At 64.1% G+C, this 26,195-nt stretch carries 30 protein-coding genes, 1 tRNA gene and 1 pseudogene; 20 read left to right on the forward strand and 12 right to left on the reverse strand.

The genetic code is table 11. The features are described from left to right. Nucleotides 1-175 precede the first annotated feature (175 nt). The 4 genes from BJ997_RS11450 to BJ997_RS11465 are packed head-to-tail and all read right to left on the reverse strand — an operon-like array spanning nucleotide 176 to nucleotide 1,719. Complete coding sequence (locus BJ997_RS11450) at nucleotides 176-643, reverse strand: pilus assembly protein TadG-related protein (RefSeq protein ID WP_052542681.1); 468 nt, start codon at nucleotides 641-643, stop codon at nucleotides 176-178. Beyond that, a complete protein-coding gene (locus tag BJ997_RS11455; protein WP_035839738.1) occupies nucleotides 640-1,125 on the reverse strand; it encodes a hypothetical protein in 486 nt (161 codons plus the stop codon). Before BJ997_RS11455 ends, BJ997_RS11450 begins: the two co-directional genes overlap by 4 nt. Next, a complete protein-coding gene (locus tag BJ997_RS11460; RefSeq protein WP_338042599.1) occupies nucleotides 1,100-1,522 on the reverse strand; it encodes a TadE/TadG family type IV pilus assembly protein in 423 nt (140 codons plus the stop codon). Before BJ997_RS11460 ends, BJ997_RS11455 begins: the two co-directional genes overlap by 26 nt. A gap of 20 nt (nucleotides 1,523-1,542) precedes the next feature. Continuing rightward, nucleotides 1,543-1,719: a hypothetical protein gene (locus BJ997_RS11465; RefSeq protein WP_169743183.1), complete on the reverse strand. Its 177-nt coding sequence runs from the start codon at nucleotides 1,717-1,719 to the stop codon at nucleotides 1,543-1,545. 132 nt (nucleotides 1,720-1,851) lie between these two features. On the opposite strand from BJ997_RS11465, the gene BJ997_RS11470 reads away from it, so the two are divergent. The 8 genes from BJ997_RS11470 to BJ997_RS11505 all read left to right on the forward strand — a co-directional run bounded on the left by BJ997_RS11470 (nucleotide 1,852) and on the right by BJ997_RS11505 (nucleotide 6,998). Continuing rightward, nucleotides 1,852-2,001, forward strand: coding sequence for a hypothetical protein (locus BJ997_RS11470; RefSeq protein ID WP_160175921.1), 150 nt, complete (start codon nucleotides 1,852-1,854; stop codon nucleotides 1,999-2,001). After that, a complete protein-coding gene (locus BJ997_RS21785; protein ID WP_035839736.1) occupies nucleotides 1,998-3,458 on the forward strand; it encodes a recombinase family protein in 1,461 nt (486 codons plus the stop codon). The genes BJ997_RS11470 and BJ997_RS21785 overlap by 4 nt, the downstream gene beginning before the upstream one ends. A 107-nt stretch (nucleotides 3,459-3,565) precedes the next feature. After that, entirely contained in the window at nucleotides 3,566-4,015 is a 450-nt protein-coding gene (locus BJ997_RS11480) for a hypothetical protein (RefSeq protein ID WP_152602343.1), read from the forward strand. Between the two features lie 96 nt (nucleotides 4,016-4,111). After that, nucleotides 4,112-4,187 (forward strand) — tRNA-Arg (locus BJ997_RS11485). Nucleotides 4,188-4,209: 22 nt separating this feature from the next. Next, a complete protein-coding gene (locus BJ997_RS11490) occupies nucleotides 4,210-4,671 on the forward strand; it encodes a hypothetical protein (RefSeq protein ID WP_035839732.1) in 462 nt (153 codons plus the stop codon). A gap of 325 nt (nucleotides 4,672-4,996) precedes the next feature. Continuing rightward, nucleotides 4,997-5,413, forward strand: coding sequence for a hypothetical protein (locus BJ997_RS11495; RefSeq protein ID WP_035839730.1), 417 nt, complete (start codon nucleotides 4,997-4,999; stop codon nucleotides 5,411-5,413). Between the two features lie 71 nt (nucleotides 5,414-5,484). Then, entirely contained in the window at nucleotides 5,485-6,759 is a 1,275-nt protein-coding gene (locus BJ997_RS11500; protein WP_244962587.1) for a DUF3631 domain-containing protein, read from the forward strand. Beyond that, nucleotides 6,756-6,998 (forward strand): hypothetical protein, encoded by a 243-nt coding sequence (locus BJ997_RS11505; RefSeq protein WP_035837280.1) that lies wholly within the window; start codon nucleotides 6,756-6,758, stop codon nucleotides 6,996-6,998. The genes BJ997_RS11500 and BJ997_RS11505 overlap by 4 nt, the downstream gene beginning before the upstream one ends. Here the strand turns inward: BJ997_RS11505 and BJ997_RS11510 are convergent. Next, nucleotides 6,962-7,258 (reverse strand): hypothetical protein, encoded by a 297-nt coding sequence (locus BJ997_RS11510; protein WP_152602236.1) that lies wholly within the window; start codon nucleotides 7,256-7,258, stop codon nucleotides 6,962-6,964. The genes BJ997_RS11505 and BJ997_RS11510 overlap by 37 nt on opposite strands. 14 nt (nucleotides 7,259-7,272) lie before the next feature. Here BJ997_RS11510 and BJ997_RS11515 point away from each other — a divergent pair, with 14 nt between their 5' ends. The 8 genes from BJ997_RS11515 to BJ997_RS11550 all read left to right on the forward strand — a co-directional run bounded on the left by BJ997_RS11515 (nucleotide 7,273) and on the right by BJ997_RS11550 (nucleotide 13,561). Next, a complete protein-coding gene (locus BJ997_RS11515; protein ID WP_152602235.1) occupies nucleotides 7,273-7,671 on the forward strand; it encodes a helix-turn-helix domain-containing protein in 399 nt (132 codons plus the stop codon). 15 nt (nucleotides 7,672-7,686) lie between these two features. Continuing rightward, nucleotides 7,687-8,547, forward strand: a complete 861-nt coding sequence (locus BJ997_RS11520; protein ID WP_035837277.1) for a hypothetical protein — start codon at nucleotides 7,687-7,689, stop codon at nucleotides 8,545-8,547. A 519-nt stretch (nucleotides 8,548-9,066) separates the two neighbouring features. Further along, nucleotides 9,067-9,483, forward strand: a complete 417-nt coding sequence (locus BJ997_RS11525) for a P27 family phage terminase small subunit (RefSeq protein ID WP_052542370.1) — start codon at nucleotides 9,067-9,069, stop codon at nucleotides 9,481-9,483. Next, on the forward strand, nucleotides 9,476-9,847 hold the full coding sequence (locus BJ997_RS11530; protein WP_183323464.1) for a hypothetical protein: 372 nt from the start codon (nucleotides 9,476-9,478) through the stop codon (nucleotides 9,845-9,847). Before BJ997_RS11525 ends, BJ997_RS11530 begins: the two co-directional genes overlap by 8 nt. Nucleotide 9,848: 1 nt before the next feature. Then, complete coding sequence (locus tag BJ997_RS11535) at nucleotides 9,849-10,145, forward strand: hypothetical protein (RefSeq protein WP_035837275.1); 297 nt, start codon at nucleotides 9,849-9,851, stop codon at nucleotides 10,143-10,145. Next, a complete protein-coding gene (locus tag BJ997_RS21940; RefSeq protein WP_035837274.1) occupies nucleotides 10,138-12,912 on the forward strand; it encodes a phage tail tape measure protein in 2,775 nt (924 codons plus the stop codon). Before BJ997_RS11535 ends, BJ997_RS21940 begins: the two co-directional genes overlap by 8 nt. A 73-nt stretch (nucleotides 12,913-12,985) precedes the next feature. Continuing rightward, nucleotides 12,986-13,201 (forward strand): hypothetical protein, encoded by a 216-nt coding sequence (locus BJ997_RS11545; protein WP_152602233.1) that lies wholly within the window; start codon nucleotides 12,986-12,988, stop codon nucleotides 13,199-13,201. 51 nt (nucleotides 13,202-13,252) lie between these two features. Continuing rightward, nucleotides 13,253-13,561 (forward strand): hypothetical protein, encoded by a 309-nt coding sequence (locus tag BJ997_RS11550; RefSeq protein WP_035837273.1) that lies wholly within the window; start codon nucleotides 13,253-13,255, stop codon nucleotides 13,559-13,561. Between the two features lie 943 nt (nucleotides 13,562-14,504). Here the strand turns inward: BJ997_RS11550 and BJ997_RS11555 are convergent. Both BJ997_RS11555 and BJ997_RS11560 read right to left on the reverse strand, forming a co-directional pair. Then, the gene (locus BJ997_RS11555) at nucleotides 14,505-15,377 is read right to left on the reverse strand and encodes a type II secretion system F family protein (protein WP_035837272.1); all 873 of its coding nucleotides are present in this window, start codon (nucleotides 15,375-15,377) and stop codon (nucleotides 14,505-14,507) included. 156 nt (nucleotides 15,378-15,533) lie between these two features. After that, nucleotides 15,534-16,319, reverse strand: coding sequence for an IclR family transcriptional regulator (locus tag BJ997_RS11560; RefSeq protein ID WP_035837271.1), 786 nt, complete (start codon nucleotides 16,317-16,319; stop codon nucleotides 15,534-15,536). Between the two features lie 151 nt (nucleotides 16,320-16,470). Here BJ997_RS11560 and BJ997_RS11565 point away from each other — a divergent pair, with 151 nt between their 5' ends. The 4 genes and pseudogenes from BJ997_RS11565 to BJ997_RS21945 form a co-directional block, all read left to right on the forward strand. After that, nucleotides 16,471-17,787, forward strand: coding sequence for a YjiH family protein (locus BJ997_RS11565; protein ID WP_035837270.1), 1,317 nt, complete (start codon nucleotides 16,471-16,473; stop codon nucleotides 17,785-17,787). 111 nt (nucleotides 17,788-17,898) lie between these two features. Then, nucleotides 17,899-18,486 carry a hypothetical protein gene (locus tag BJ997_RS11570; protein ID WP_035837269.1) on the forward strand — a complete coding sequence of 196 codons (588 nt, stop codon included), beginning with the start codon at nucleotides 17,899-17,901 and terminating at the stop codon, nucleotides 18,484-18,486. 59 nt (nucleotides 18,487-18,545) lie between these two features. After that, nucleotides 18,546-19,079: a winged helix-turn-helix domain-containing protein gene (locus BJ997_RS11575; RefSeq protein ID WP_236629030.1), complete on the forward strand. Its 534-nt coding sequence runs from the start codon at nucleotides 18,546-18,548 to the stop codon at nucleotides 19,077-19,079. Next, nucleotides 19,076-20,230 (forward strand): annotated as a pseudogene (locus BJ997_RS21945) (MFS transporter); the annotation flags it as partial. The gene BJ997_RS11575 and the pseudogene BJ997_RS21945, both read left to right, overlap by 4 nt. A 54-nt stretch (nucleotides 20,231-20,284) precedes the next feature. Here the strand turns inward: BJ997_RS21945 and BJ997_RS11580 are convergent. From BJ997_RS11580 to BJ997_RS11600, 5 genes are all read right to left on the reverse strand, one after another. Continuing rightward, nucleotides 20,285-21,148: a type II secretion system F family protein gene (locus BJ997_RS11580; protein WP_035837268.1), complete on the reverse strand. Its 864-nt coding sequence runs from the start codon at nucleotides 21,146-21,148 to the stop codon at nucleotides 20,285-20,287. Further along, nucleotides 21,145-22,377 carry a TadA family conjugal transfer-associated ATPase gene (locus BJ997_RS11585; RefSeq protein WP_183323466.1) on the reverse strand — a complete coding sequence of 411 codons (1,233 nt, stop codon included), beginning with the start codon at nucleotides 22,375-22,377 and terminating at the stop codon, nucleotides 21,145-21,147. Before BJ997_RS11585 ends, BJ997_RS11580 begins: the two co-directional genes overlap by 4 nt. 75 nt (nucleotides 22,378-22,452) lie before the next feature. Further along, nucleotides 22,453-23,058, reverse strand: coding sequence for a sarcosine oxidase subunit gamma (locus tag BJ997_RS11590; RefSeq protein ID WP_035837267.1), 606 nt, complete (start codon nucleotides 23,056-23,058; stop codon nucleotides 22,453-22,455). Further along, nucleotides 23,051-25,915: an FAD-dependent oxidoreductase gene (locus BJ997_RS11595; RefSeq protein ID WP_035837266.1), complete on the reverse strand. Its 2,865-nt coding sequence runs from the start codon at nucleotides 25,913-25,915 to the stop codon at nucleotides 23,051-23,053. Before BJ997_RS11595 ends, BJ997_RS11590 begins: the two co-directional genes overlap by 8 nt. Continuing rightward, nucleotides 25,912-26,190: a sarcosine oxidase subunit delta gene (locus BJ997_RS11600; RefSeq protein WP_035837265.1), complete on the reverse strand. Its 279-nt coding sequence runs from the start codon at nucleotides 26,188-26,190 to the stop codon at nucleotides 25,912-25,914. Before BJ997_RS11600 ends, BJ997_RS11595 begins: the two co-directional genes overlap by 4 nt. Nucleotides 26,191-26,195 lie beyond the last annotated feature (5 nt).

Raw genomic sequence — 26,195 nt, forward strand, 5'->3', positions numbered from 1 at the left:
CCCGACGGCGACTGCACCGGATGAACGACGAGAAAACCGTCGGTACACCAACCGGGGTCCGGGGCTGGACGAAAACTGGAGCACCTCGCCGAATAAAAAAAGCCGCCTACAGAGTAAGCGGCTTTCGATGACGACTACGTGTTCTGTGTACTATACACCACGATTCTCAAAATTGTTACCACATCACAGAGCGTGCCACGGCGGTGACTGTCACCGGCAGACCGGAGGGAATGACGAGGGTCAGAACGGGCGGACTCCACCAGGCGCTCAACGTCACCGTGGCGCTATGGCCGTCGGCGGAGAACGCGTCGTCGACGCTCAATCCCTCGAAGGACTCATGGGGAAGCGCCAGATACTCGGTCACGGCGGCCCCGACATCGGCCTGGTTCAGTGCCCGGTCGACGTCACTGGGCTCTCGCCCCACCGTGCCGAATTCGAAGGCCTCGGATCCGGCGAGCGCGGCGCCGTCCGCGAGCGTGAAGAGTCGCTTGCGCTCGAGGTAGAGCGAAGTGGCAGCGACCACCACGAGAATCAGTACCAGCGACAGGAAACCATAGAAGATCGTGAGCAACAGGGTAGAGCCCTCGTCACGTGCTAGCGGATGGCGGTTCGGTGCGTCGGGGTGCGGTGCCTCGCCAGTCACTGTGTGGCCCAGAATCGCGACACGATTTGAGTTGCGGTGGCCTGCAGCGGCACACTCGCCGCTCCCTGCAACGAAAGCACGTCCGGCACGAGCGGCAGGACGACGCTCAAGCGCACCCGTACGGTGACCGCGCTCTGCCTCGTCAGGCATCCGGTGGTCGGCGCCGTGCAATCGATGTCCACCTGGGCTGCGCCCGGCGTGAAGCCGTAGTCGGCAAGGGCGAAGTACACCGCACGCTCGGCACGCGCAGCGGCGGTTGCCTCGTCAGGGGATTGCACGTAGACCCGCGCGGCCTGGCGTGCGGCGCCTTCCACGGCGAGGGATCCGCCCTGTATCGCCGACATCGCTACGACGAGGTAGACCAGGGGAACGAGCAGGATCAGCCCGGCCGTGATGAATTCAAGCGACGCCGAGCCGCCGTCTTTCTGCGGGTCCGGGGCCCGTGTCAGGCGTGCCCTAGTCCAGAGTCTCCCGTGAGGCATGGCCCTCTACCTCCAATCCCCGGTCAACTCCGAACAGTCCCAGCAGGGGAAGCGGCGTCACGACCCGCACCTGAACGCTGGGGAACCCGCCTTCCGCACCGTAGCTTGCGGTCACATCGTGGGCGTAGGCCGGACCAACGGCGGTCGTGATGAGGTCCCGCGTACGTTCGGCACCCTCCGACAGCCCGCTGTCGGCCAGCGAGGCGAATCGCGCGCCTTCCGCCGCGGCATCCAGAACTGTGTTGCGCACGTGCAGGGCGAGTGCAAGTTGCATCACCGCGAGGGTCAGCACGGTGAGCAAGGACACCACCATCACGAATTCGGCCACTGCGGAACCGCGCTCCTCCATCACGCGCACGCCCACCAAACGCATACGAAGTATGTCTGTAATGGTCACGATGCACCGGAGACACAGCCTCAGATTCCGCTGACCCGGGCGATGGCCTGCTGGAAAACGCCGCTGAGAGCGGGGCCGGCGAGTCCCCAAATAATGATGACCAGCCCGGCCGTCATCAGGGTAATCAAGACCCAGCCGGGCACGTCACCCGTTTCGTCGTTCCAGCGGTCAATTGCGCGGCGAGTGGAGAGAGTCATGGTGTGCTGCTTTCGAGTGGGGTGTTCAGAAACCGGCCTGGAGAACCACCAGGCCGGGAAATATGGCGAAGAGAATCGTCATAGGCAGAATCAGGAAGACCAGCGGCACAAACCAAGCAATAAGATACTTATATGACCTCGACGCGAATCACCTCCACCACGGGCACTGCTCCCCTTGAGCTCAGCGTCAACGGCGCCACCGTTCACATCCACGCAGAAGACGGAAGCGGGCAGGTCTACGTGATCGCCGAGCTCATCGCAGCGTTGCGAGTTGCAGCGTGAAGGCCGGGATTTACGCCCGCATCAGTCAAGACATAGCGGGCACCGAACTCGGTGTGACACGCCAACAGGACGACTGCCGAGCCGAAGCCACACGTCGCGGATGGGAAATCGCGCGCACGTACGTCGACAACGACATCAGTGCAACCCGCTCGAAAGTTCGTCCCGAATATCAGCGGATGCTCGACGATGTGGCAAGTGGCTTGATCGATGCACTCGTCGTCTGGGATATCGACCGCTTGACCAGAACGCCGCGAGAGCTCGAAGACGTTATCGACCTCGCAGACAAGTTCGGGCTCGCGCTCGCCAATGTCGGCGGTGATATCGACCTGTCGACCTCAGACGGGCGCATGATGGCACGAATCAAGGGCACGCTTGCGCGGCGTGAGGTTGAGCAGATGTCCAAGCGTCTCAAGCGCAAGTTTCAGGAGAAGGCCGAGAAGGGCGAACCTCACGGTTACAGCCCCTACGGATTCCGGCGTGTTCCAACGCTCGACGCGGGCGGCAACATCGTCGGGAACATTGGCCGTGACGAGGTTGACGAGTTCGAGGGTGGGATCATACGCGAGGCCGCGCGCCGAATTCTCGATCACGAATCCCTCCGGTCTGTCGTGATGGACTTCAACGAGCGCGACATTCACGGACCCAAGGCGATCGCCTGGAACTCTACGATCCTGCGCCAAATCCTCATGCGCCCAGCCAATGCGGGCCTGCGCCAATACCAGGGCAAGGTGATCGGGAAGGCGACCACCGAAGCAATCTATCCCGAGGCGACATACAGCGAACTCGTGGCACTGCTCACCGACCCATCGCGCAAATCGAACCACGCCGGCCCCGGGTACAAGTACCTTCTCAGCGGCGTTGCCATTTGCGGGCTCTGTGGTGGACTCATGCGCCGCCAAATGGGCAAAACGGTAGTCAGTAAGCGGACGGGCAATTCGAAGCGCCAGCCCGCGTCCTACAACTGCGCGATGTGCTTCAAGGTGCGCCGCAAGCAGGACGACGTGGACGCGCTCGTGACAGGGGTGATCATTGCCCGACTGTCGATGCCGGACGCCATTGATATGTTCGCGGTAAATGACACCGCTACGGCCCAGAAATCCCTTGCAGAGATGAACGCCATCGATGCCAAGCTGGATATCGCCGCGGATCAATTCGCCGAAGACATCATCACGGCCGCGCAACTCAAGCGGATCACGGCACGTTTGCGCGCTGCCAGGGTGACCGCCAACCGGTCATTCAGGGCAGCCCAACCTCAGACCACGGTAGCTAGCCTCGTCGGCGGTGACGTTGCCGGCAAATGGGCGGAACTCCCTCTCGACGCCCAGCGCGCGGTCGTGCTCGATCTCGTTTCCGTAAAGATCATGCCATCCGGCAGCGGCAAAGCATTCGATCCAGACGACATCGTTGTCCAATGGAACGACCACAAGAACTTAGCTGCGGTTGACCCGCAGTTATGAAAGTGCCCCCGTGCTGGTCCAACAGCGCGAGGGCGAGATCCGCAACACCAACTAGAGGAATACGAACCATGGACACACTAACCGGAAACAATGTGGGGGGAACCACCATGAACACAATTAACATGCCCGAAGGCACGATCCCATTCGCGTGCTCCATCGAAGGATGTGTCGGGCCTACCTATGACCCGGAGAGTCACGCGGAGGCAGATGCCCTATTGAATCTGCATAACGCCGTTGCCTACGAGAACGACCTGCTCGAGGTCACCCCGGCCATGTTCACCGCGACCGAGGGCAGATGGATACTCTCGGTGGAAATCGCCAACGAGATGACGCCGGCAGAAGCGATCGCAGCCGCCGACGAATTGCATCGTCAGGCCGAACGAGTGCAGGCGCTGAACGATGCCGTGGAAGCTCAGGCATGGTTTGACACACACCCGAATCCGCTCGGCGAATCGGTGTCCAGCGTCATGTACGAATTCCGGGACCGGCGCGCAGCGCTGATGATCATCGTGGCGCGGTGCTCACTGCTACCAGCGCTTCCGATCATCACCGCCTAACGCACGCTCGACAACGCCCCGACCTGCGAGAGTGGGCCGGGGCACCACAAAGGGGGGTCCCCCCGTTGACACCACCGCGGTAGCTTGAATCACCAAGTCGCTGTAGCTCAGTGGATAGAGCGAACGTTTTCTAAGCGTGCTGTCGGAGGTTCGAATCCTCCCAGCGACACCAAGATCGACACTGAAGGAACCACATGCCAAACAACCACTCCAGCCAGCCGAACCAGAAGCCCACGATATCGGCTGACCCCGAAGCAACATTCGTCTCGATCTACTGCCTAGACGTGTCCCACGACGGCGAGAAGGTGCCGGTCCGTACGTTCCGACCGTTCGGCGTCACGGAGATTGACGGCGAACAGGTTGTGCAGTGGGCCGAATCCCGACCGGGTTACCAGTCCAACGCGAGTGACACTCTAGCTCCGCTCAAGGGGCACGCTACGCAATTCCTGCGCGGCAACGAGTACCTACCCGAGGTCAGTGCGCAGCAGTCGCCCGAGGGTGTCGAGCGTTCGCGAATCAGCCTGGTCTGCCCCAGACATTCGGCACCTCGCCTAGTTCGCCGCGCCGAGGCTCTGGACCCGATCTTTTCCAAGCTGGCGCAGTTCAGGATCTCTGAGATCGAGCTGGGCCTCTTCATTCGGCGAGTTGGCAAGTAGCTTGCGATCAAGGTGCTAGAGTGTAAGCGAACCAAGGCGGGCGTCTGATCGGCCTAAAGTTCTAAACACAGCCTCCCAGCAGAGGAAGATTCTCCCTGCTCGGAGGCTTTCTCATTTCCACCTCAACGATAGGCCGCGCACGAGTCGCGTCCCTCTCCCGCTCACGATCATCTGACGATCCTGATCTCATCGAAGCGCGGCGCGAACTCGCAGCCGCGAACCTAACCGCGTACATTACGCGCGTGGTGGCGGCTGCACCGCCTTTCACCCCTGAACAGCGCGAACGACTCACCTCGCTTCTGCGACCCATCGGCGGTGCAGCGGCATGAGCGCAGAAAAAAACCGGCCCGCGGGAACGGGACCGGCTGAAATTCTCGCTGGCGGCTCGAATACCTCAATCGTATCGGCAGAACCCGCCATACCCGTAGAACCCACGGGCTTGATCGGCTGCACTGTCGAGAAGCCCCTCGACGCAGCCTTATGGCGCTTGCGCTCCGGCGAGATCGGCCTCGAAGACCTCACACCAGGCCTAGCGGGATTCTGCACCCTGAGCCACGCGGATGGGTACGCGGCGGGATTCACGGCGGGTGTGGCATCTGTCGCAGTCGAATTGCGGCAGGCCATTTCAGATCGTGACCGGTATTACCGCGCGGCATTCGCTCCTATGCAGCCAATCAAGCCCGGCCCGTCATACGCTGAGCTCGAGAAGCGCCGCCACACGTTCGCAGGGGTGGCCGAATGAGCGCGCCGGTCGCGTTCTCAGACGGTTCGACGGTTCACGACGGCTCTAGCGGTTCAATACTGGGGTCTACCTTGACCGGCGTCAGGACCTGGCTCGCTCGATTCATCTCCGTTCCCGACGACATCGACCTCGACCTACTCGCACTCTGGGCCGCACACACTCACGTTGCGCTCGAGACGTACTCGACACCGCGCCTGGTCCTCGACTCCACGATGCCGGGGAGCGGCAAGACTACCGTCCTCGAGCACATGCAGCGTCTCTGCTACGCGCCCATTCAGGCAGCGTCGATCTCATCCCCGGCGCTGCTCGCCCGAATGCTTTCCAAAGGGATTAGAACGATCCTGATTGACGAGGTAGACCGCTCACTCGACCCGAAGAAACCCGGCGTTGAAGACCTTATAGCCATTCTCAACAGCGGGTACAAGCGCGGCGCCACTCGCCCAGTGCTCGTACCGGTCAAGGGCGGGGACTGGGACGTTGCGGAGATGTCCACCTACGCGCCCGTAGCGATGGCGGGCAACTCTCCCCACCTGCCCGACGACACTCGCTCACGCTCTATTCGCGTGCTGCTCATGCCTGATCTCTACGGAGTTGTTGAGTCCTCCGACTGGGAAGAGATTGAGCCGGATGCACGCGACCACGCCGAAGCACTCGCCAACGCGATGGAGAGCGCACGCGAGTTCATCCGCACGGTGCGCCCTGCCCTGCCCGAGGGTTGCGTCGGTCGCATGAAGGAGAAGTGGAACCCGTTGATGCGTGTGGCTGCTGCTGCTGGCGGCACATGGCCGGTCGTCGTGACGCAGCTAATCGAGCGTGACATTCAAGAAGTCGAGATGGAACGAGAAGAAGGCCTGATGAAACTCCCACCCCAGATGGTCATGCTCATGGATCTCTACGCAGCATGGCCCGAGGACGAGCATTTCGTGAACGCGAACGAGCTCGTGCGCCGCCTCATCCAGCGCAACCCCGACTACTGGGACACGGCGAGCGCCTACGGCCGGGCCCTCACCGTGCAGCGACTCGGCAGGACTCTCGTGCAGATCAAGATCAGGTCCTCGAAGAACTCGCGGGACCAGCGCGGATATGCCCGCGCCGACTTCCTCAAGTCCTGGCGACAGTCCGGCATCATCCCCCGTATTGAACCGGTGGAACCGTCTGGAAGCGGAGAAGCGTCTGCCAATACCCCTGTATTCGAACCGGTGGAACCGTCGCAGACCGTCGAACCGGCTACAGCCCGCACCATCTGCCGCGTCTGCTCCGCTCCCCTGCTCGCTCCAGCATCACGCGCCGCGGGGATCTGTGGGAAGCGCAACCCCGAGCACGATGCCGAGCGGGTCGCAGCATGAGCCGCGCAACGGACGCCTACACGCGCCTTCAGGAAGCCATGACCACAACCGATCCCGAGTGCCAGCGTGACGAGCGATTCATCCGCGATGACCAGGCACCCGGTGAACTCGCGCCGCTCTGCCGAGCATGCCCCCTGTATGACCTCTGCGCCGAATACGCCGAACTTGCGCGCCCCATCGGCGGCATCTGGGCAGGCAAGCGCTACAACCGCAGCACGACCACGAAAGCGAAGTCATGAGCCCGAGAATCCTGAATCGCCACCTCTGCGGCGCCACTCACACCAGCATCCGGAGCTTCATCGTCTGCTCCTTCCCGCGTGCAGTGGTTCGAGGGTCGGGGAAGTTCGGCGTCATCATCAAGTGCAGGGCCGTCGAGGTCATGCAATTCACGACGGTAGCCGAAGCCGTCGAGGCCAAGCGACTGCTGGATGTCGTGAGTTGCGCCGCAGGGTGCCGGCGTGAACACGAGGTCGTGCAGTTCAATCCGAACTCCTCGCACCCAGGGAGTCCGAGTTGAACGCGCGACCTCCGACCGCGTACGTGCATACGGGAACGATGGTCATCATGCCCGCGCGCATCGCCGCGATGCTCGAACGACATGCACGCCTCGATGAGTTGCGGATCTCGGCTCGCGGTGTCGACGCCGAGTTCGATGCCGTCATGGTCGCGTTCCACATTGCAGCGACGGAGTGGCGCACTACCGCACTCGGTAGGACTCAAGCGCCGAAGCCGGAAGCGGGCCCACTATCGGAATGGGTCAGCACCGCAGAAGCGGGGTCAGCCCTCCACATCACCACGCGCGCCGTCGTCCTCGCAATCTCTGAAGGACGAATACGCGCAAACAAAGTCAGCGGGAACTGGCGCATCGCACGCGAAGACCTCGAACACCACAAAGCCGCACGAGCGGCCTGAACATTGGATCAGCACATGAGCATCAACTACACCCCCACCGCCGAAGCCATCAGCCGCCGAGACGCCGAAGACCGCGCCAGCCGCATCCACGACCAGGACGAAGCCGTTGCCCTGCTCAAGAGTGCCGACCGGAACAGTGACCGTGGACTCGGCTTCGCCATCCGCAGGCGCGCCACCATGTTCTCGTGGGACCTCACCGGGCAGACCAACGGCACCCTTGCCAACGACCTGAACACCGAGTTCCGCGCGATCGTCACGGCACACAAGGCCTACGGTCAGGGCATCCGCCAGGACCTCGACGCCCGCGCCGTGAGCGCCGAGTATGCGAAGGACCTCATGGAAGCCGGGGACTTTGCGCACCGCCTCGACACCGTACTCGAGCGCGCCGTCACCAACCGTGATCAGGCGGTGAAGTCATTCGAGGGCACCATCGCCGCGATCACCACACCCACCGGAACAGCAGAACAGCAGCTTCTCGTTGAGATCCGCGCCGGTCGTGTGTGGGACCGCCTCACCCGTGAGCTCGACGTGATCAAGGACCCGGCCAGCGCCATGAGCCTGATCACCACGCGCATCCTCACCGCCGACCCTGCCGAGCTGTCCGTCATCGTCAGTGACGCACCGTCGTACCTCATCGGTCGTGGCCTGCCCAACGCCAAGACCAGCATCGTCGCCACGCTGGCACAGAGCCACCCCGCAGTGTCCAAGGCCTATGACCGCATGAACGCCGCCGAGCGCCTGCTCATCGGTGCGCGGTCCAACCACCGCCGCCTCACCTCGCGCATTGTCGCTGTCCCGAGCAGCTACAAGGTCGAGCCCGCCGGCACGGAACTCAAGCGCTCGAGCAGCTACACCGACCTCACCCTCATCAAGTAATAGCCCGATGCGCGTCTGTTCAGTGAGTGGCTGCCCAAAAATCTACGAGGGCACCAAGTCCCGCTGCCCCCTGCACACCAAGGCAGGTGACCGGGCACGAGGTACCACCAAAGAGCGGGGTTATTCGGGCGCCGGTCACCGCGGGTTTCGTGACGCCATTCTCGAACGTGATCCGATTTGCGTAATTTGCAAGGCTGCTGAAAGTTCAGTCGCTGATCATTACCCGCTGAGTCGTCGCGATCTCGTTGACGCAGGCATGGATCCTAACGATCCCTCGAATGGTCGCGGCTTATGCAAAACCGACCATGACCGTGAGACGGCACGAGCTCAGCCCGGAGGTTGGAATGACCGAGGCTAAGCACTCTTGGACAGCGACCCGAGGGCGTCAGTCAGGCACAAGGCCCGTGGCGGGACCCTCTCTCCGCTTCTCTAAGGCGCGACCGACGGAGAGGGCTGCCCGGTCACGATGCGTACGGAGCCCCCAATTGTCCCCCACCTCGACACCCCGAAAGGCACCCATTGACCAAGCCCGCGACTGAGACCGCGACGAAGCTCTTGCCCGACCCCCCAACCGTGCTCGGCGATCGTGGCCGCACGCTTTGGGCACAGATCCATGAGACCTACGAATTCGACCCGCAAGACACCAACCTCGTGATCGAGGTGTGCCGCACCCTCGACACGATCGACACGCTCGCCGCGGCCATTGCTGCGGATGGGGTCATGGTCACTGGCTCTCAGGGCCAGCTCGTCATGAACGGGGCGGTCGGTGAACTCCGTCAGCAGCAGGCTGCGTATGCCCGTCTCGTGACGATGTTGAACCTGAATGCCGCGGCGACTGGTTCGGCTTTGATCACGGCGACTTCTGCCAGTGCATCCGCTGCGGCGAATGCTCGTTGGTCCAAGGTCGCTCAGGCTAAGCGGGCCAATCGTGGCTAGGCTCCGTTCCGCTTCTGCTGCCACTGTCGCCGCCGGCTACACCCCGGCCGAGCTGCTCGATCCCCGTCATGCCGTCTGGACCAACCCGAAGCACGCCGCGCAGTGGATGGAAGATCACCACCTGAATTCGAGCGTGGCACGGATGCGGGATCTCCCCGGCCCGCTGAACCGTCACGGGCACGCCGCGCAGCAGTGGGCACACGCCCAAGGCCTAACCACGCGCTACCCCGGCGGCGGTGTCGGCATCGACTGGCACCAGGTCAACGCGGCCGGCATTAATTGGGCAAGCGGCGCACGAATCATGGAAAAGCTCGAACATGCGGGCGTCACCATCACCAAAGACAACGACACGAACGGATCTTGAAATGACCACATCGAACCTCGATTTCAACAGCATCACCGGTAAGAAAGGGATCGACCAGGCGCGCGCTTTGCGAATGGTCTTGGCGGTCCTAGAGAACGACTGCACGCAATCCGTTTCGGTGGCTGATGAGGTGTACCGGGATGAGCGCGGGTCGGAACTTGCTACGTGGGAGCTGGTGGTGTCGCTTGCAGCAGGACTAGCCGGTGTGTGGGAACGACGCGCCGACGGCGAGGCGACCATCGACGCCATTCGAGAAGGACTCATGATCCACGCCGAAGGGAAGTCAGTCCATGAGTGACCGGACTGTAAGGGTCAGCCTCACGGCGAACGTGGCTGGCTATCTCGCAGCCATGGAGAAGGCGAGGAAGTCCACCGATAACGTCGGCAAGTCTTCCGCAGAAGTCAAAACGAAGTTCGAAGCGCAGAACGCCGCCATGGCCCAGCTCGGCGCCGGCATGGCCACTGCGGGTGTTGTTGCTGCGGCGAGTGTCGCTCTCGCGGTAGCCAAGTTCGCTGAATTCGATCAGGCCATGTCGAACGTCAGCGCTGCCACGCACGAGACAACCGAGAATATGGATCTACTTCGCGATGCTGCTCTCGACGCTGGCGGGCGCACGGTGTTCTCTGCCACGGAGGCCGCGAACGCGATCGAGGAACTGGGCAAGGCGGGACTGAGCACGCAGGACATTCTCGGGGGTGCGTTGAATGGTGCTCTCGACCTCGCTGCGGCGGGCGGTCTCGGTGTCGCGGATGCCGCAGGTATCGCGGCCGTGGCTCTGAAGACCTTCAAGCTCGAGGGCACGGATATGTCTCACGTCGCGGATCTGCTCGCGGCCGGCGCTGGCAAGGCCATGGGTGATGTGACAGATCTCTCAGCGGCTCTCTCGCAGTCCGGGCAGGTCGCATCCTCCACGGGGCTGAGCATCGAGGAAACCACGGCCACGCTGTCCGCATTCGCCGCTCAGGGGCTTTTGGGCTCCGATGCGGGCACGAGCTTCAAGAGCATGTTGCAGCGCCTCACGCCGCAGTCTGCGGAAGCTGCGGCGGCAATGAAGACTCTCGGCATCGATGCGTATGACGCGGGTGGCAACTTCATTGGAATGGCGAAGTTCGCGGGTGTTCTCCAGACGGCTTTGAAAGACAAGACCGTCGAAGAACGCAACGCGGCCATGGCTACGATCTTCGGTTCCGATGCCGTGCGCGCTGCCACAGTCCTCTACTCCGAGGGCGAGAAGGGCATTTCGAAGTGGACTGAAGCTGTCGATGATCAGGGATACGCTGCAGAGACGGCACGAGCCCGCCTCGACAACCTCAGGGGCGACGTGGAGGCGCTGGGAGGCGCTTTCGACACGGCTCTCATTCAGTCCGGGTCAGCGGCCAATGACTCGCTACGCGCGCTCGTGCAGACGGGCACCACTGCCGTAGACATGTTCAACAGCGCTCCCCCAATCGTGCAGGAGGCTAGTCTCGCACTCGGTGTCGCTACGGCGGCGATCGGGCTCACGGGGGGCGCGTTCATGCTCGGTGTTCCCAAGATCGTCGCGTTCCGGGATGGCATGGCGGCGCTGAACCTCACAATGGGCCGGACCGCCCTCGCGGGGGGCGCTGTCGGTCTGGGAATCACTGCCCTTGCAATGATCATCGGAGGGGTGGCAACGGCACAGGCAGACGCCAAGGCCAAGGCAATCGCGTACGGCGACACCCTCGACGCTGTGAGTAACAAGATCTCTGCCAGCACGCGCGAAATGGTCAAGGCCAACCTCGCCGCCGATATCAGCATCATGGGGATTGGGACAGGTTCATCCGCCTATGACGCTGCGGAAAAGATCGGGCTGGGGCTCGACCTCATCACCAACGCTGCCAGCGGCAATATCGACGCCATGAATGAGCTTCTGCCGCTCCTGAACAAGGACACGTCATCCGGAGCATTCAAGAACCTCATGAAAGAGACGGGGCTGAATGCGATCGAACTGACACGGGCGATCAACGATGTCACCAACGGCGTCAAGGGTGAAAGCGCAAGCATCGAGGACGCCATTCGAGTGGCCCAGCAGAAGCAGAGCGTGGACCAGGCAACGGTCACGGCTGCGGATGGTGTTGCGTCGGCGACGCTCACTGCCGCCGACGCGTACCTCGCAGCCAGCGACACAGCTTCCGGACTTCAGTCAACTCTCATGGACCTCATCAACTCCATGAACGAGCTCAACGGTGTCGGGCAGGATGCGTCTAGCGCGAACATGGCCTATCAGGAATCGCTCGACGCAGTTGACGCCCAGATAGCCGAGGTCACGGCCGGGACCGATGGTTACGTGCGAACCCTCGACATCGGCACCGAGGCGGGACGATCGAACCGGGCCATGCTGGACGACCTCGCGGCCAGCAGCCAGGACGCGGCGCAGAAGCAGTTCGACCTCGACAGCAACACGGCCAACTACAGGACCACGCTCGAGGCCGGTCACCAGGCCGTTGTAGATCGCGCCATAGCCCTCGGTGCGAACGCCGACGAGGCCAACCGAATCGCGGACGAGATCTCGAAGATTCCGACAGAATCAGCGTGGAAGATGATCGCGGATACGTCCGACGCTAACCGTACGATTGACGACTTTATCGCAGCTATGGGCCGCAGGGTCGGAACGATCAACTTCCGTGCGCAGCTTCCCGACCTCAACGGGGCCGTGTCGGGCAGCGGGCGCATGGGCACCTTCGCCACGGGAGGATTCACGGGCATCGGTGGCAAGTACGAGCCGGCAGGAATCGTCCACAAGCAAGAGTTTGTCTCAACTGCCGAGGCCACCGCGATCCCCTCGAACCGAGCCATGCTCGAATTCATGAACAACGGAGGGAGGGCTCAGGGTTACTCAGGCGGCGGCTACGTTACCGGCCAGAACGTGCAGTACGTGAACAACAACAACGGAGGCAACTCCACGGTTCACGTCAACCCGCAGGTGTCCCTCGCTGGTGCAACGATCACGGCCGTCATGGACGGCCGACCTATCACGCTGATGATTCAAGACCAGATTGTCAGCGCCAATCAGTCCCGTGACGCGAAGTTCCGTCGCGGGTAGTCGAACCCCGATGAACGCCCCGCTGTCTTCGGACGGCGGGGCGTTTCTGCGTTCTGCCGTCTAGGGTTGCTCCATGAACGATCTTCTCCCCTTCTCCGCGCCGCCACCCATCGCCTATTCAATAGCTGATGCTGCCCGAGCCGTAGGCATGAGCCAAGAGGCGTTCAAGAAGTACCTCGTGTCTGGTGACATCACCCGCAGGTACCCGAACTCGAAGCCGATCGTGCTCCACTCCGATCTGGTCGAGTGGGCCGGCCTGCTCCCCGTCGACAAGCCGCTACCTAAGTAGGTTTCGTCGGCGCGTCTGCCAAGCTGGGCACCCAAAGAGAACGGATGTCACATGATCATTCAAGCCGGAATCCAATCCGATGAGTTAGCCGTCGAGGCTGCCCTGCTCAACCAAACCCACATCGGGCTCGCGTTCGGAGCGAACATGGATAACGGCACGGTGACGTATGGTCGCATCGCAGCATTCAACATCGATGCCGAGTATGTCACCGTATATCTAGCAGGGGTCGGCGCGGGAGAGGATTACTCGTGCATCAACCTGAAGCACACCGAAAAACTCCACTTCAGCCGCTATACGCGTGAAAACCAACTCACGGGAACCCTGGAACGGATCGAGAAGAATACCGAGAAGAGCCGCTAGAACCTCCCACAAATGCCCTCGATGTCCTCACGAATGCCGAGGGTACTCAAATCGGAGTACCCACCCCGTGATTTGTCGCCCGGGTCAAATCATCTCCACGCGTGGGGGTCATCACCACAACTGGCAGCCGGGAGGTCCGTCAGCGATTCTGACTGAACTCGAAGGCCTGCGAAAGTGTGGCCCTGAGGTCCACGGTTCAGTTGTGTACTTCAGGGACACGGGTCACCAAGCATCCGCGGATTCTGAGTACCCCTTGCACTCGTGGCCCTCGTGCCCACGAGTGTCCTGACCGCTTGAGGGGTCACTCTACGCGACCCCCCTTAGATTCTGATCGAGGGGTATGCAAACTTCGCACCCCCTCAGGGGTTACCACTTTGTGGAACCCCTCTCAACCCTGGCCCGCATGCCCTCGTAGACAGCTCGACGCGGTGGAGATGGTGCGCCGGTCCGAGCGAGCGCTGGGGCTGGCGATTCGGGAGGGGCAGTTCCGTGGGGAGATAACGCGTCGTGGACAAGGCGGAGGGGTTGGGCCTGGAGCCACATCTCGTTCAGACCATGATCTGGCTCGGGTCACGGACTTCGCATCCATAAACGAGCTCAGCGGGAATAGCGCCGGTATCTACGACCTCACCGACCACGTGACCGAAGAGGAGTTCGAAGTGAGCCTATCGATCGCGAGGGAGGAGGGCCACGGTTGCCAGCACCATGTTCGCGGCCCCGGGCATATGGTCACCAGCATCATGTTCGTGACCTCACGCAGATGATCCCGCGACCATTCCGGCGACCTTACCGAATTGGTGGCTCAGCAAGTTAGGCACGTCCCCAACATGGTCGGCACGACCGCCAGGGACCCGCCAAAGGGCGTCCACTGCATGGACTCCCTTTGAGCCGATGAACTACTCAGCGCGCAGGGCATACTCATGTCGCATTAAAAGAGTTTTAATTAGGTATTGACAGGCACGAGCATGGCGACCTCTTTCTGACCGGCCACCTCGAGCAAGGCTCGCTTCGCCTGATCTCGCGCGTCCTGAGCCTGAGCACGCAGTACCTCGGCCAGCGGAGACCCGCGGTCGAGTGCGCCGGTGACCTGGTCCACCAAACGGGTGACCTCGGGCAGGTCGAGGTCGTGGGCCAGGGACTTCAGCGCTTCCGCGAGCGGCACCCCCGTGCGCACCTCGGCGACAACGCCCGCGAACTCCCGCGACAACTCACCCGAGCTCGTGCCAGCGACCCGCCGCAAGGAGTCAAGGATGCCCTCCCCCGCAGACAGACACAGGGTGAGGAACTCCAGAATCGTCGGCAGCTCGCTGCGCATGCGGGCCAGCCGCGCGGTTGCGGCGCGCTGCAACAACCACTCGCGGGCGAGGGTTCCGCCGATCCCCAGCAACAAGGGCAGCGCAAGCTGCAGCACGAGCGGTAGCGAGCGGACCGCGGGGATCGACGCGGTCAGCACCACCCCGGCGGCCAGAGATACGAGACCCCAGACAAGTTGGCCCGAGCGGAATTCATCGACGGTTCGGCTGGAACCGGACTGTCGCATCCGCTTCTCGATGGTATCTGAACCGCCCAGAACGCTCGATAGCGCGCGCTTCATCCAGCCGAATGCCGGCGCACAGAGCGTGCCCAAGACGGGGAGAGGGCTCACGGACACCCGCCCCATGAACGACCGCGCCTCCGCTGACACATCCAGGATGTAAGGCGCCACCCGGTCTGCCAAACGCGGCCGACGCAGCCGCGGTGTCAGGCTCACGAGCGACCACAATCCCAGGCCCAGAGTGGTGCCCAGAAGAACCGCCCACCCGAGCGACGCGGTCATCGACGGCACCCGATGGGGTCATCTCTGGTCGGACGCTGATCGGTCATGGATGCACTATGCCCCGATTACGCTGGCCCCAGCGAGTTATCCACAGGGCACGTATGCAAGATGGCACCCCGTTCGGGGACGAGCCCGTTCCAACGCCGGCGTCTGCCCCTAAGGATTCCAGCCGAGCCTGCGGCTCAACTCCCGGGAGGCGTAGTCAAGGGCGTCGAGGATCGAGTCCTGAACGGGTGCCAGTGCCGGGCCGGGCAGGGCGGCCGCGGCCCGGGTGCTGTAGGCATGGGTGACAGCGATGGCCGCCACGATGCGGCCGGTGCGGTCCCGCACGGGCTTGGCGATGGATGTGAGGCCATCCGTCACCTCACCGAACTCGCGGGCGAAGCCCTGTCGCCGCACCACATCCAGCTGGTGCCCGAATTCGGCGTGCGTGCGCGGCCCCCTGCCCGTGCGCTGGATGAAGGCGTAATTGGGCGGAAAGAGGGCCTGCAACTGATCGTGCCCGAGGCCGGCCAGGATCATACGACCGGATGCCGTCAGGTGCGTCGGCAGGCGCACATCCTTCTGGGTGACCAGCGGCGTACGCGCGGGGGCCGTCTGTTCGTGGATGTAGAGCGTCTCCTGGCCGTGCACAACCGCGAGGTGCGCAGACTCCCCGAGCGCCGCGACCAGCCGCTCCAGCACCGGCCGGCCGAAGCGGGCCAACGGCACCTGAATACCGAACGCCTGTCCGATTTCCAGCGCGGCAAGACCGAGGGCGTAGGACTTCTCCTCCGGCAGGTGGGTGACATAGCCGAGGGCGCGCATTCCGCGCAGCAGTCGAAAGAGCGAGGAACGTGGTGCGCCGACCGCCTGAGCGATCTGCGCAGCCGAGACAGGGTTCGCTTGGGTGGCGAGATAGCTCAGGACGAGAAGGGGACGAAGCGGGCTGTCGGTGGTCATGGGGCTCTGCTTTCCGGGCGGAATCTCATATCTGAGACTGCATCCGCCGCGGTTCCATTGTCCCTGATCCGAGTTCGGGGTTCGATGGATCTAGGCAGAAGTGCGCGGCGGCATCCGTCACTCCTATCGACGAAGACGTCAGGAGACGACGATGACAGTGACCACCGAAGCCCCGATTACGCGAACACCGCCGATGTGGAAGCTTTTTGTCTACAGCGGCATCGGGGCGTTCATGTTTTTCGTGCCGCTGACCATCAGCGGCACGAGCACGATCATGCTTGACCACATCGTCACCTTCCTCCAGGCGAACATCGGCCCTGCGCTGCCGTACTACGCGCTCGCCATCATCGTGGCCGGCGCCGGCTACCCCTTCGTGACGGGGAGTTGGAAGAAGTCCGCCGTCGAGGTCGTGTTCTCGCTGTTCAAGGTTGTCGGCATGGTCGTGGGCGTGATGATGGTGTTCAGAGTCGGCCCCGCGTGGCTGTTCGAGCCGGACATGGGCCCGTTCCTGTTCGAGAAGCTGGTGATTCCCGTCGGCTTGCTCGTGCCCATCGGAGCCGTTTTCCTGGCGTTGCTGGTGAGCTACGGTCTGCTGGAATTCATCGGTGTCATGGTGCAGCGGGTGATGCGCCCGATTTGGAAGACTCCAGGCCGCAGCGCGATCGACGCCGTCGCCTCCTTCGTCGGCAGCTACTCGCTGGGATTGCTCATTACAAACCGGGTCTACAAGGAGGGCAAGTACACGGCCAGGGAATCCGCGATCATCGCCACCGGGTTCTCCACGGTTTCGGCGACCTTCATGGTCATCGTGGCCAAGACCCTCGACCTGATGGGTCAGTGGACGGCCTACTTCTGGGTGACGTTTCTGGTCACGTTCCTGGTCACGGCCGTGACTGTGCGCATCTGGCCGCTGAACAGCATCCCGGATACCTATCACCCCGACGCCGTTCCGCAGCCCGAGGAGGTAGTCACGGGCAGAAGGCTGTCGGTTGCCTGGGCACAGGCACAGGGTGCGGTCGCGGCGGCTCCTTCGCTCGGCGCCAATGTCTGGCGCAACGTGCGCGACGGGCTGCTGATGGCCATGGCCATCCTGCCTTCCATTCTCTCGATCGGGTTGCTCGGACTCGTGCTCGCCACGTACACGCCGGTATTCGACTGGCTCGGCTACCTCTTCTATCCCTTCACGTGGGCGCTGCAACTGCCCGAGCCGATGCTCGTGGCTAAGGCGAGCGCCGTGGGCGTGGCCGAGATGTTCCTGCCGGCACTGCTCGCGGCCGAGGCGGTTCCGGTGGTGAAGTTCGTGGTCGGCGTCGTGTCGGTCTCCGGAATCATCTTCTTCTCCGCTCTGGTGCCCTGCATCATGGCCACGGACATTCCGATTCCCGTATGGAAGCTTCTGGTCATTTGGTTCCAACGCGTGGTGCTGACACTGGTGATTGTGACTCCGATCGCGTTCTTGCTGTTCTGAGCGCCCCGCGTCCTGGCCCGGAGCGCGTGCGCCGGGACCGGGCGACTCATAGGCGGATGCCGCCTTTGAGCGTACGATGTGCGCCGACGGCGATTGCGGGAGGTGAACGATATGAAACTCGCACCCTGGCTCGTCGCGGCCGCTCTCGCAGCGACCCTGGGACCGTGCCTCAGCGCCTGTACGAGTATCGAGCCCACCGGTGGCCGGGCCACGTCCACTTCTCGATCGGGCGAATCCAGGGCCAATGCCGCCCGGAATTCCGACCTGACCTTCAGCGAGCCGAAGTTCAAGTCGCTCGAGCAGGGCACGCTCGTGGGCGAGACCGAAACCGGAGTCATCGATGTCACCAACAACTCGGACACGGATGTCGACATCGGGTCGATGAACGTCCTTCGCGCCAAGGGCGGCACCGCCGATGCGGCGAGCGACTTCAGCGTCGTCGGCGATTCCTGCCAGGGCCTCATCCCCGCCCACGGATCCTGCACAATCACCGTCGATTACACGCCAACTGAAGTCGGAACTGCCAGCGCTGTGCTGCAACTCTGGCTTCCGGACAGTAACTCGGTTCTCGATATTCCGGTCACGCGAACGGGGATGATCACCACCCCGGTCCAATCCACGCCCCGCGCGACGGATTCGACGGACACGACAGAGGCCCCGACCGGCGACCCGACGACATCCCCCTCGCCCGAGGACTGATCGCGACCACCCCCAAAGAGTCATTTGACGGTTGCTGTGTGGGCAGATAGGTTTCTCCCATGACCTCTATGTCACCGCCCGGACCGCTCGACGCCCTCCGGGTGGTGGCGCATCCGCTTCGCTTGCGCCTGCTGTCACTCCTCACGGGTGAGAGCCTCAGTGCTTCCGAGGCGGCACGCGCCCTCGGCGAGACGCAGGCGAACGTCTGCTACCACCTGCGCCGGCTGGCCCAGGCCGGCCTGGTCGATCTCGTCGAGGAAACCCGCGTGCGCGGTGGCGCTGCGAAGCGGTACCGTCACAACCCGCTCAGCGGGTCGACCCTGGTAGCAGGCGCTGACGACGCGACCACGGCGCTGCTCGGCACGCTCTCCGGTGAACTCGCCCGCCGTTCGACCCTCGCCACGGGCGCGCAGCTCGCGTTCACAGATGCCGAGGTGTGGGTCTCCCCGGACGCCTGGGCCCGAATCCAATCACTCGCCCGAGAACTCGGCACGCTCGTGCACGACGAAGCGCGGGCCCGCGACGCCGGGCTCATCCATCTCGGCGCCACTCTCGCAGTCTTTCCCATGCGGGCGACGACGGCGATGTCATGACCCGGGCAGGCGCCTACCGGGATGTCTTCCTGCTACCCGGTGCCGCCCGGGTGTTCCTACCGGCTCTGGTCGGTCGGCTCTCGTTTGCGATGGTCACTCTCGCCCTGCTCTTCGCCGTGCAGTCCAGCACCGGTTCCTTCGCGCTCGCCGGAGCAGCGACCGGTGCGTTCGGACTGGCCAACGTGCTGGCCTCGCCATATCGGGCACGACTTGTGGATCGGCGGGGACAGCGCGTCATTCTGAGGGCGCTCGTGGTCGCGTACGCGATCGGGCTCTGCGCTCTTGCGGCTCTCACCGCCACACCAGATGCTGGCGGCTGGGCCGTCGTCCTGCTGGCCGCCGCCACGGGACTCTTCCCGCCGCCGCTCGGCGCAGCGATGCGAGTGGTGTGGGGCAGGATCTGCCCGACGCCCGCGCTGCGTATTCGGGCCTACAGCGTGGACGCCGTCTGTGAGGAGCTGCTCTTCACGACGGGGCCACTGCTCGCCGCCGGCATCATCACGATCTGGTCGGCGCCAGCGGCCCTCCTGCTGACCGCCGGAGTCGCCATCGTCGGCACGGTCGGTATGACGAGCAGCACCGCCTCCCTCGCCCAGCCCACCGTCACGGTCGCCCCGCCGGTGCACGCCCGCCCCCTGCGACAACGCAGTTTCTTTGCCGTGCTGGTGGCCCTGCTCGGGGTCGGGGTCGTTCTCGGGGTCGTCGAGGTCGCGGCTCCCGCCTTCGCCGATTCCCTGGGTTCCGTGGGCTTGGCCGGCGTGCTGCTGGCAGCCTTCGCCACCGGTAGCGCATTCGGCGGGCTGCTCTACGGTCACCGCGACTGGAGTGGGCCACTCTCCCGCCGCCTGATCGCCCTGGGGCTGGGCATGGCGCTGTTCTGCGCCCTGCTCGCGCTTGCTCCGAGTGTGGTCTTCGTGGGTTTCGGCCTCGCCGCGGTGGGATTCTTCCTGGCACCTTCCCTGATTACCGGCTACCTCCTGGCCGACAGCCTCACCGGCCCCGAGGTTCGCACCGAGGCCGCGAGTTGGATCAACACCGCCGTCAACACGGGTGCCGCACTGGCCGCCGCCGGCGCGGGGCTGGCCGTCGACACGTCATCCACGACGGCTGCCTTCCTGTTGGGTGCGGGCGGAGCGCTCGCCTGCTTGACCGCGGCGGCCCCCATTCTGGTGAAGCGAGGCTTCCCCGCGCCCTCCCCCGCGCGTTCAGGAGAACCAGCGTCGCTCCTCCGGCAAACGCCCGAGGGCGATCATCACCCGATAGGCCACAACGGAGACCACGAGCCCCCCGACGATGACACCGACACCGGCCGGGGTGTTGTACGCGAAGGCAGCCTCCGGCCTGGTCGCGAGCAGAGCCAGAATGATCCACGGTGCCGCGACCCCGAGCCTGGCCGCATTCACGATCCACGATTGCCGGGCCTCGACCTCTGAGCGGATGGCGGCATCCTGCCGAAGCCACGCGGCCAGGTTTCGCAGAACCAGCGTCACATCGCTACCGCCCACCTCCCTGGCCATACGCAGGGTTTCCAGAATGCGGTCGGCGATCGGATCCGCCAGCCCACGCTTGAGCTCGTCCAGGCAATAGGTGAAGTTGCCCGTGGCTCGATACTCGCGTTCGAATTGAGCGAACGCGCTGCGGATCGGAGCCGGCCCCGAGATGGCAAGACTGCTGACGCTGTCGGGCAGCGCGAGCCCGGACCGCAGGGCCGAGACGAGGTGATCGACCACGTCGGGCCACACCGTGCGGTTGGCCCGACGCCGCGCTCTCGCACGCCACGACACGATCAGGCCCGGCAGGACTGCACCGACGAGGGCTGCAACCACCGTGAGCGCACTTACAGCGAAGATTCCCTGAACCAGTCCGGCCGCTCCCAGACCCACCGTGACGGAGGCGGCGGCAAAGACGCCCACCGGCACCGACCCGAGGCCGGCCTGAGCGAGGTGCGCACGCATTCGTCCAGGGAGGGTGGGGCTGCCACTCCGAGGCTTCGTGCCGGCCGGCCACAGGAGCGGCGACACGACGAGCAGAAGACCCGCACCGAGCAGGCAGCCAAGCACTAGCGTCATGCGGAGCCCTGCCTCAGAATCGTCGCGGGATCGAGGCCGCTGGCCCGGAACTTGGCGAGCTTGGTGGGGTGCCCTCCGGTCGGTTCGAGGTGCCCGTGCGTCGAGAGGAACAACGGGCTGGCCTCGATCATCGCCCCGGAGAGCAGACCGCTCGGTGCAATGATCTCTGTCACCCGGCGGTGCCCATGTCGATCGATCTCGCAGTGCACGACGATGTCGATGCACCCCGCCACGGTGGGCAACACAAAAGATGAGTCAATATTGCGACCGGCCAGTAGGGGAAGGGTCGAGAGTTTGGCGAGAGCGTCACGGGCACTGTTCGCGTGAATCGAGCACATGCCAGGCAGCCCGCTGTTCAGGGCAATGAGCAGGTCGAGGCTCTCCGCCTCCCGCACCTCGCCCACGATCAGGCGGTCCGGCCGCATGCGCAGGGATTCCTTGATGAGGCGCCGCAGCGTGATCTCGCCAGTGCCCTCGAGACTCGGCTGCCGGCACTGCATGGCCACCACGTCGCGAGAGCTCAGATCGAGTTCGAAGGTCTCCTCCACCGTGACGATGCGTTCCGTCGGCCGGGTCGCCGACAGGAGGGCGTTGAGCATCGTGGTCTTACCCGTCTGGGTTGCACCAGACACCAGAATGTTTTGACCGCTCAGCACGCAAATGCGCAGGAACTCCGCCGCCTGGCCGGTGAGCGAGCCGAGGGCCACGAGTTGAGTCAAATCGTGGATGCGTCGGGTGAATTTGCGAATATTCACCGCCCAGTACTTTCGCGTGATGTCTGGTATCACCACGTGCAGCCGAGACCCGTCGGGCAAGGACGCGTCAACGAACGGACTCGACAGGTCGACACGGCGACCGGATGCCTGCAGCATCCGTTCGACCAGGTCGCGCACTTCGCGTTCGGTGAGCATCATGCTGGTGAGCTCGGGAACGCCGTCCCGCGCCACGAAAACCCGTTCCGGTCCGTTGATCCAGACTTCTTCGACGTCGGGATCGTCGAGGTAGGGCTGCAGCGCGCCGAACCCGGTCAGCGATGCGACTACCTCACGAGTCGCCTGGTGCTCGTCGGGGATCAGCGGCATCGACCCACCGAGGGCACGTTCGGTGTAGCGTCTCACCTCGTCGCGCACGTATTGTTCCGCGAGCACATTATCCGCGGCCAGGTCGACGCCATCGCGGCGCACACGCAGTCGTACCTGCTCGGTAATAATTCGAACGGCCTCAGTCATGGCTGAATGATGCCCTGATTTCTACAATCCCGTCAAAGTTATCCACAGGTGCCCGTTCGACCGGGAGCCGTGCTGTCAGTCGTTGGCCGCCGGATCCGACGCCGCGTCGACCAGCCAGTCGGCCAGGTACCGGGCAAAGGAACTCCGAACCAGGATCTCGATAGCCCCTCTCTCTCTCGCGAGCAGCACGACGATTGTCTGGGCGAGGTGGCTCTGCAGAGCGCTTCCGTCGGGGAATGCGTCAGGGTGCATATCGATCGCCGTGCCCTTGGCCAGCAGCCCGGCGGCATCTCCGGTGACGAGCACGGAGACACGCTGGCCTGACTGGTCCACGATGGCAGCACGCGTACCGGCCAGGACACGGCGGAGGCGCTCTTCGAGCCCGGGGCCCCCACGTGTCGCCGGATCGGTGCTGGTGTCGATGACGAGCCACTCATCGGGACCGAGCCAAACAACCGACGCCACCTCGCTCGAGGAAAACGTGCAGGCCCGTGTGGGCAAGGCCTGGCCCAGCTCGGTGGCGACGAGGTGCACCTCGTCCGCGGCCAGGCGCAGGTTGAGGTGTCGCGCAAGCGGCAGGGAGCGAATCTGTGTCACCGAATTCGATACGGCCGCAAACGCCCCGGCATGGCCGTCCAGCGGATTGCGCGCCACGAGGGTATCCAGTTGAGTGTCATCCATCACGTCGGACTCCTTCAGGGTCAAATAGCACGTGGCTCCCCAGCGTCACCGGTACGAGCCGGCCGTCGACGACCGCATTGAGCCTCTCGCCGTGCCGGGAATGGCCTCCGTTCACGAAGGCCAGCGCGAAGGTGCGCCCCAACGCGGCGCTCCGGTAGCTCGACGAGACGAATCCGTGCATCGGAACGGGCACCTGCTGCAGGGAATCCGCCACGACCAACTGTGTTCCCTCCGGCAGGAGGGTTTTGGGATCATCGGGCAGTACCCCGACCAGCTGCGGACGGGTGGGATCGTTGTTGGCGATCCGGGCGAACGATCTCTTACCGATGAAATCAAGCTTCTTCTTGGAGACAACCCAGGACATGCCGAGGTCCTGCGGCGTCATCGTTCCGTCCGTGTCCTGCCCGATGATCGGGTAGCCCTTCTCCGCCCGCAGAACATGCATGGTTTCGGTGCCGTAGGGAGTCAGGTCGTGCCACTGGCCCGCATCGTAGATGCGCTCCCAGAGGGCCAGCCCGTACCAGCTCATCGCGCTCACCTCGTAGGCCAGTTCGCCGGAGAAACTCACGCGCGCAAGCCGGACCGGCACACCGTCCAACTCCGTGTCACGCCAGGTCATGAACGGAAAGGCCTCGTTGGACGTGTCCACATCGGGAAACAGCCCTCCAATGAGACTCCGTGACTTCGGCCCCACCACCGGAAATGTCACCCACTGTTCGGTGACCGACGCGAGGTGCACCCGAAGATGCGGCCATTCAGTTTGCAGCCACTCCTCCATCCAGTCCAGTACTTTTGCTGCGCCACCCGTCGTCGTGTACACGAGGAAGCGGTCGTCCGCCAGGCGCAGCACTGTCCCGTCGTCGATCACCATGCCGTCGACGCCACACATCACGCCGTACCGAATAGAACCCACCTTGAGGGAGCTCATCAAATTTGTGTAGAGCATGTCGAGAAACGCGCCCGCGTCCGCTCCCTGCACATCGATCTTGCCGAGCGTCGTGCCATCGAGCATGCCGACACCCGAGCGCACCGCGCTGCATTCACGCAGCACGGCCGCCGCCATGTCCTCACTGGCCTTCGGGTAGAACCAGGGCCGCCTCCACTGCCCCACGTCCTCGAACCGCGCGCCGTGTTCGACATGCCAGTCGTGCACACTGGTCACGCGAACGGGGTCGAACAGGTCCCCGCGGTTTCGTCCGGCCAGCGTCGCGAAGGCCACGGGTGTGTACGGCGGGCGGAATTTTGTTGTACCCAGCTCCGCGATGGGCCGCCCGAGGAGGACCGCCGCGATTCCGGAGGCGATGACACCGGAGGTCTTCCCCTGATCGTGTGCGGTCCCGATCGTGGTGTATCGCTTGATGTGCTCGACAGAGTGCATGCCCGCTCCGATGGCACGAGAGATATCGGCCACGGTCGCGTCCCGTTGCAGGTCGACGAAGTGCGTGTGCAGAGTCGCCGCCGGTCCGGACGGCACAAACCAGAGCACGAGCCCCGGCCGCGCGTCGCTGTCACCGGATTCGCTGCCCCTGGCCACGACGGGCTCTCCCGCCCCACCCCCGAGCTCGTCCACCAGACCCTCGGCAACCACGCGCGCGTCGTTCAACACATCGGTCAGGGAGAAATGTCCGCCGGCCGATCCCACCACGGCCAGGCCTCTCACCGGCGAACTCGGGAGAAAAGCCCCGAGCGCGGCGACGTAGGCCAGGCTGCCACCGGCCTGGCTGTAGAGATGGACGGCGGGGTTCCAGCCGCCGCTGACCAGGAGGGTATCCGCTGCCACCCGAGTGGACACGCCGACATGCCCTTCCCCGAGGGGCGCGAACGACACTCCGCAGACGCGATCGTCGCCATCCGTCCCCGTCACGACGCTGCCCGGGTGCACCGGAATGCCGCGTTCGGCCGCGCCATCCAGCCACTCCGCCGCGATCACCCGCCGGGCATCGATGATGCCCACGACCGGCACGCCGGAATCGTGCAGCTCGAATGCTGCCGTGTAGGCGCTGTCGTTCGTGGTGAAGACGCACGCGGCGCTGCCGACGCGAACGGCGTAACGGTTGAGGAACGTGCGCGCCGCATGGGCGAGCATGATCCCCGGCCTGTCGTTGTCTGCAAACACCACGGGACGTTCGTGCGCCCCGGTCGCGACAACGGTCTGCAACGCCCGGATGCGACACACTCTCTGGCGAAGGGACCCGGATGGCGAATCCGTGCCGAGGTGATCCGTGCGTCGCTGCACGGCGAGCGCCAGCCCGTCGTCGTAGACACCGAACACCGTCGTCCGCTGCAGGTGCGTGACCCGGTCGTTACCGCGGAGTTCCTCCACCAGTCGTTCTGCCCAGAGCGGTCCCGGCACGTCGTTGATCAGTTGTCGGCTGCCCAGCAGGCTTCCCCCTGCCTCAGACTGTTCGTCCACGAGGGCCACTCGGAGGCCCGCACGGGCGGCCGTGATCGCCGCGACCAGCCCGGCCGGCCCTGATCCGACAACGAGCACGTCCACGTGCAGATGCACAGAGTCGTAGCGGGCGGGGTCGACCACGTCGGCCAGTTTTCCTTGGCCGGGCACGCCGTGGGCCACCAACCCCGGGCAGAGCTCCGTGGTAGCCGCAAGCTGCATGGGATCGGGAAACGGAGCGTCAATCTGCACGACACCGCTGGGGTCTTCGGCGCCTGCGGCGGCGATCCCGCGGCTTCGTCCGAATTTAATGCTGCTGGTGACGGAATGCACTCCAGCCGCAAGCAATGCCGAGCCGAGGGTGTCGCCCCGGTATCCCTGCAACTGGACCCCGTTGTAGAGAAACGGGATGACGACGCCGCGTTCGACTCGACCGCCGTCGGGTGCTCGGAATGGCTGGCTCATGGAATCACCGGCGCTTTCTCATCGAGTGCGTAGACGGCCAGGAAGCGATACGTTGTCGTGTCCCGCACCGCGTTGAACCAGCGTCGACACCCGGCCGAGTGCATCCAGCGTTCCCGGAAGGCGCCCTTCGTGTTGTCGCGGAAGAAGACGTAGTGCGCCCACTGCTCATCCGACAGGTCGAGGGAGTTCTCCGGATAGGGCACATGGGCCTGGCCTCCGTAGGAGAAGTCGACCTCTTCGCGTGGGCCACACCACGGGCATTCAATGAGCTGCATGGGAA

It is taken from the genome of Cryobacterium roopkundense, from assembly GCF_014200405.1.
In the GTDB taxonomy this organism is placed as follows: domain Bacteria; phylum Actinomycetota; class Actinomycetes; order Actinomycetales; family Microbacteriaceae; genus Cryobacterium; species Cryobacterium roopkundense.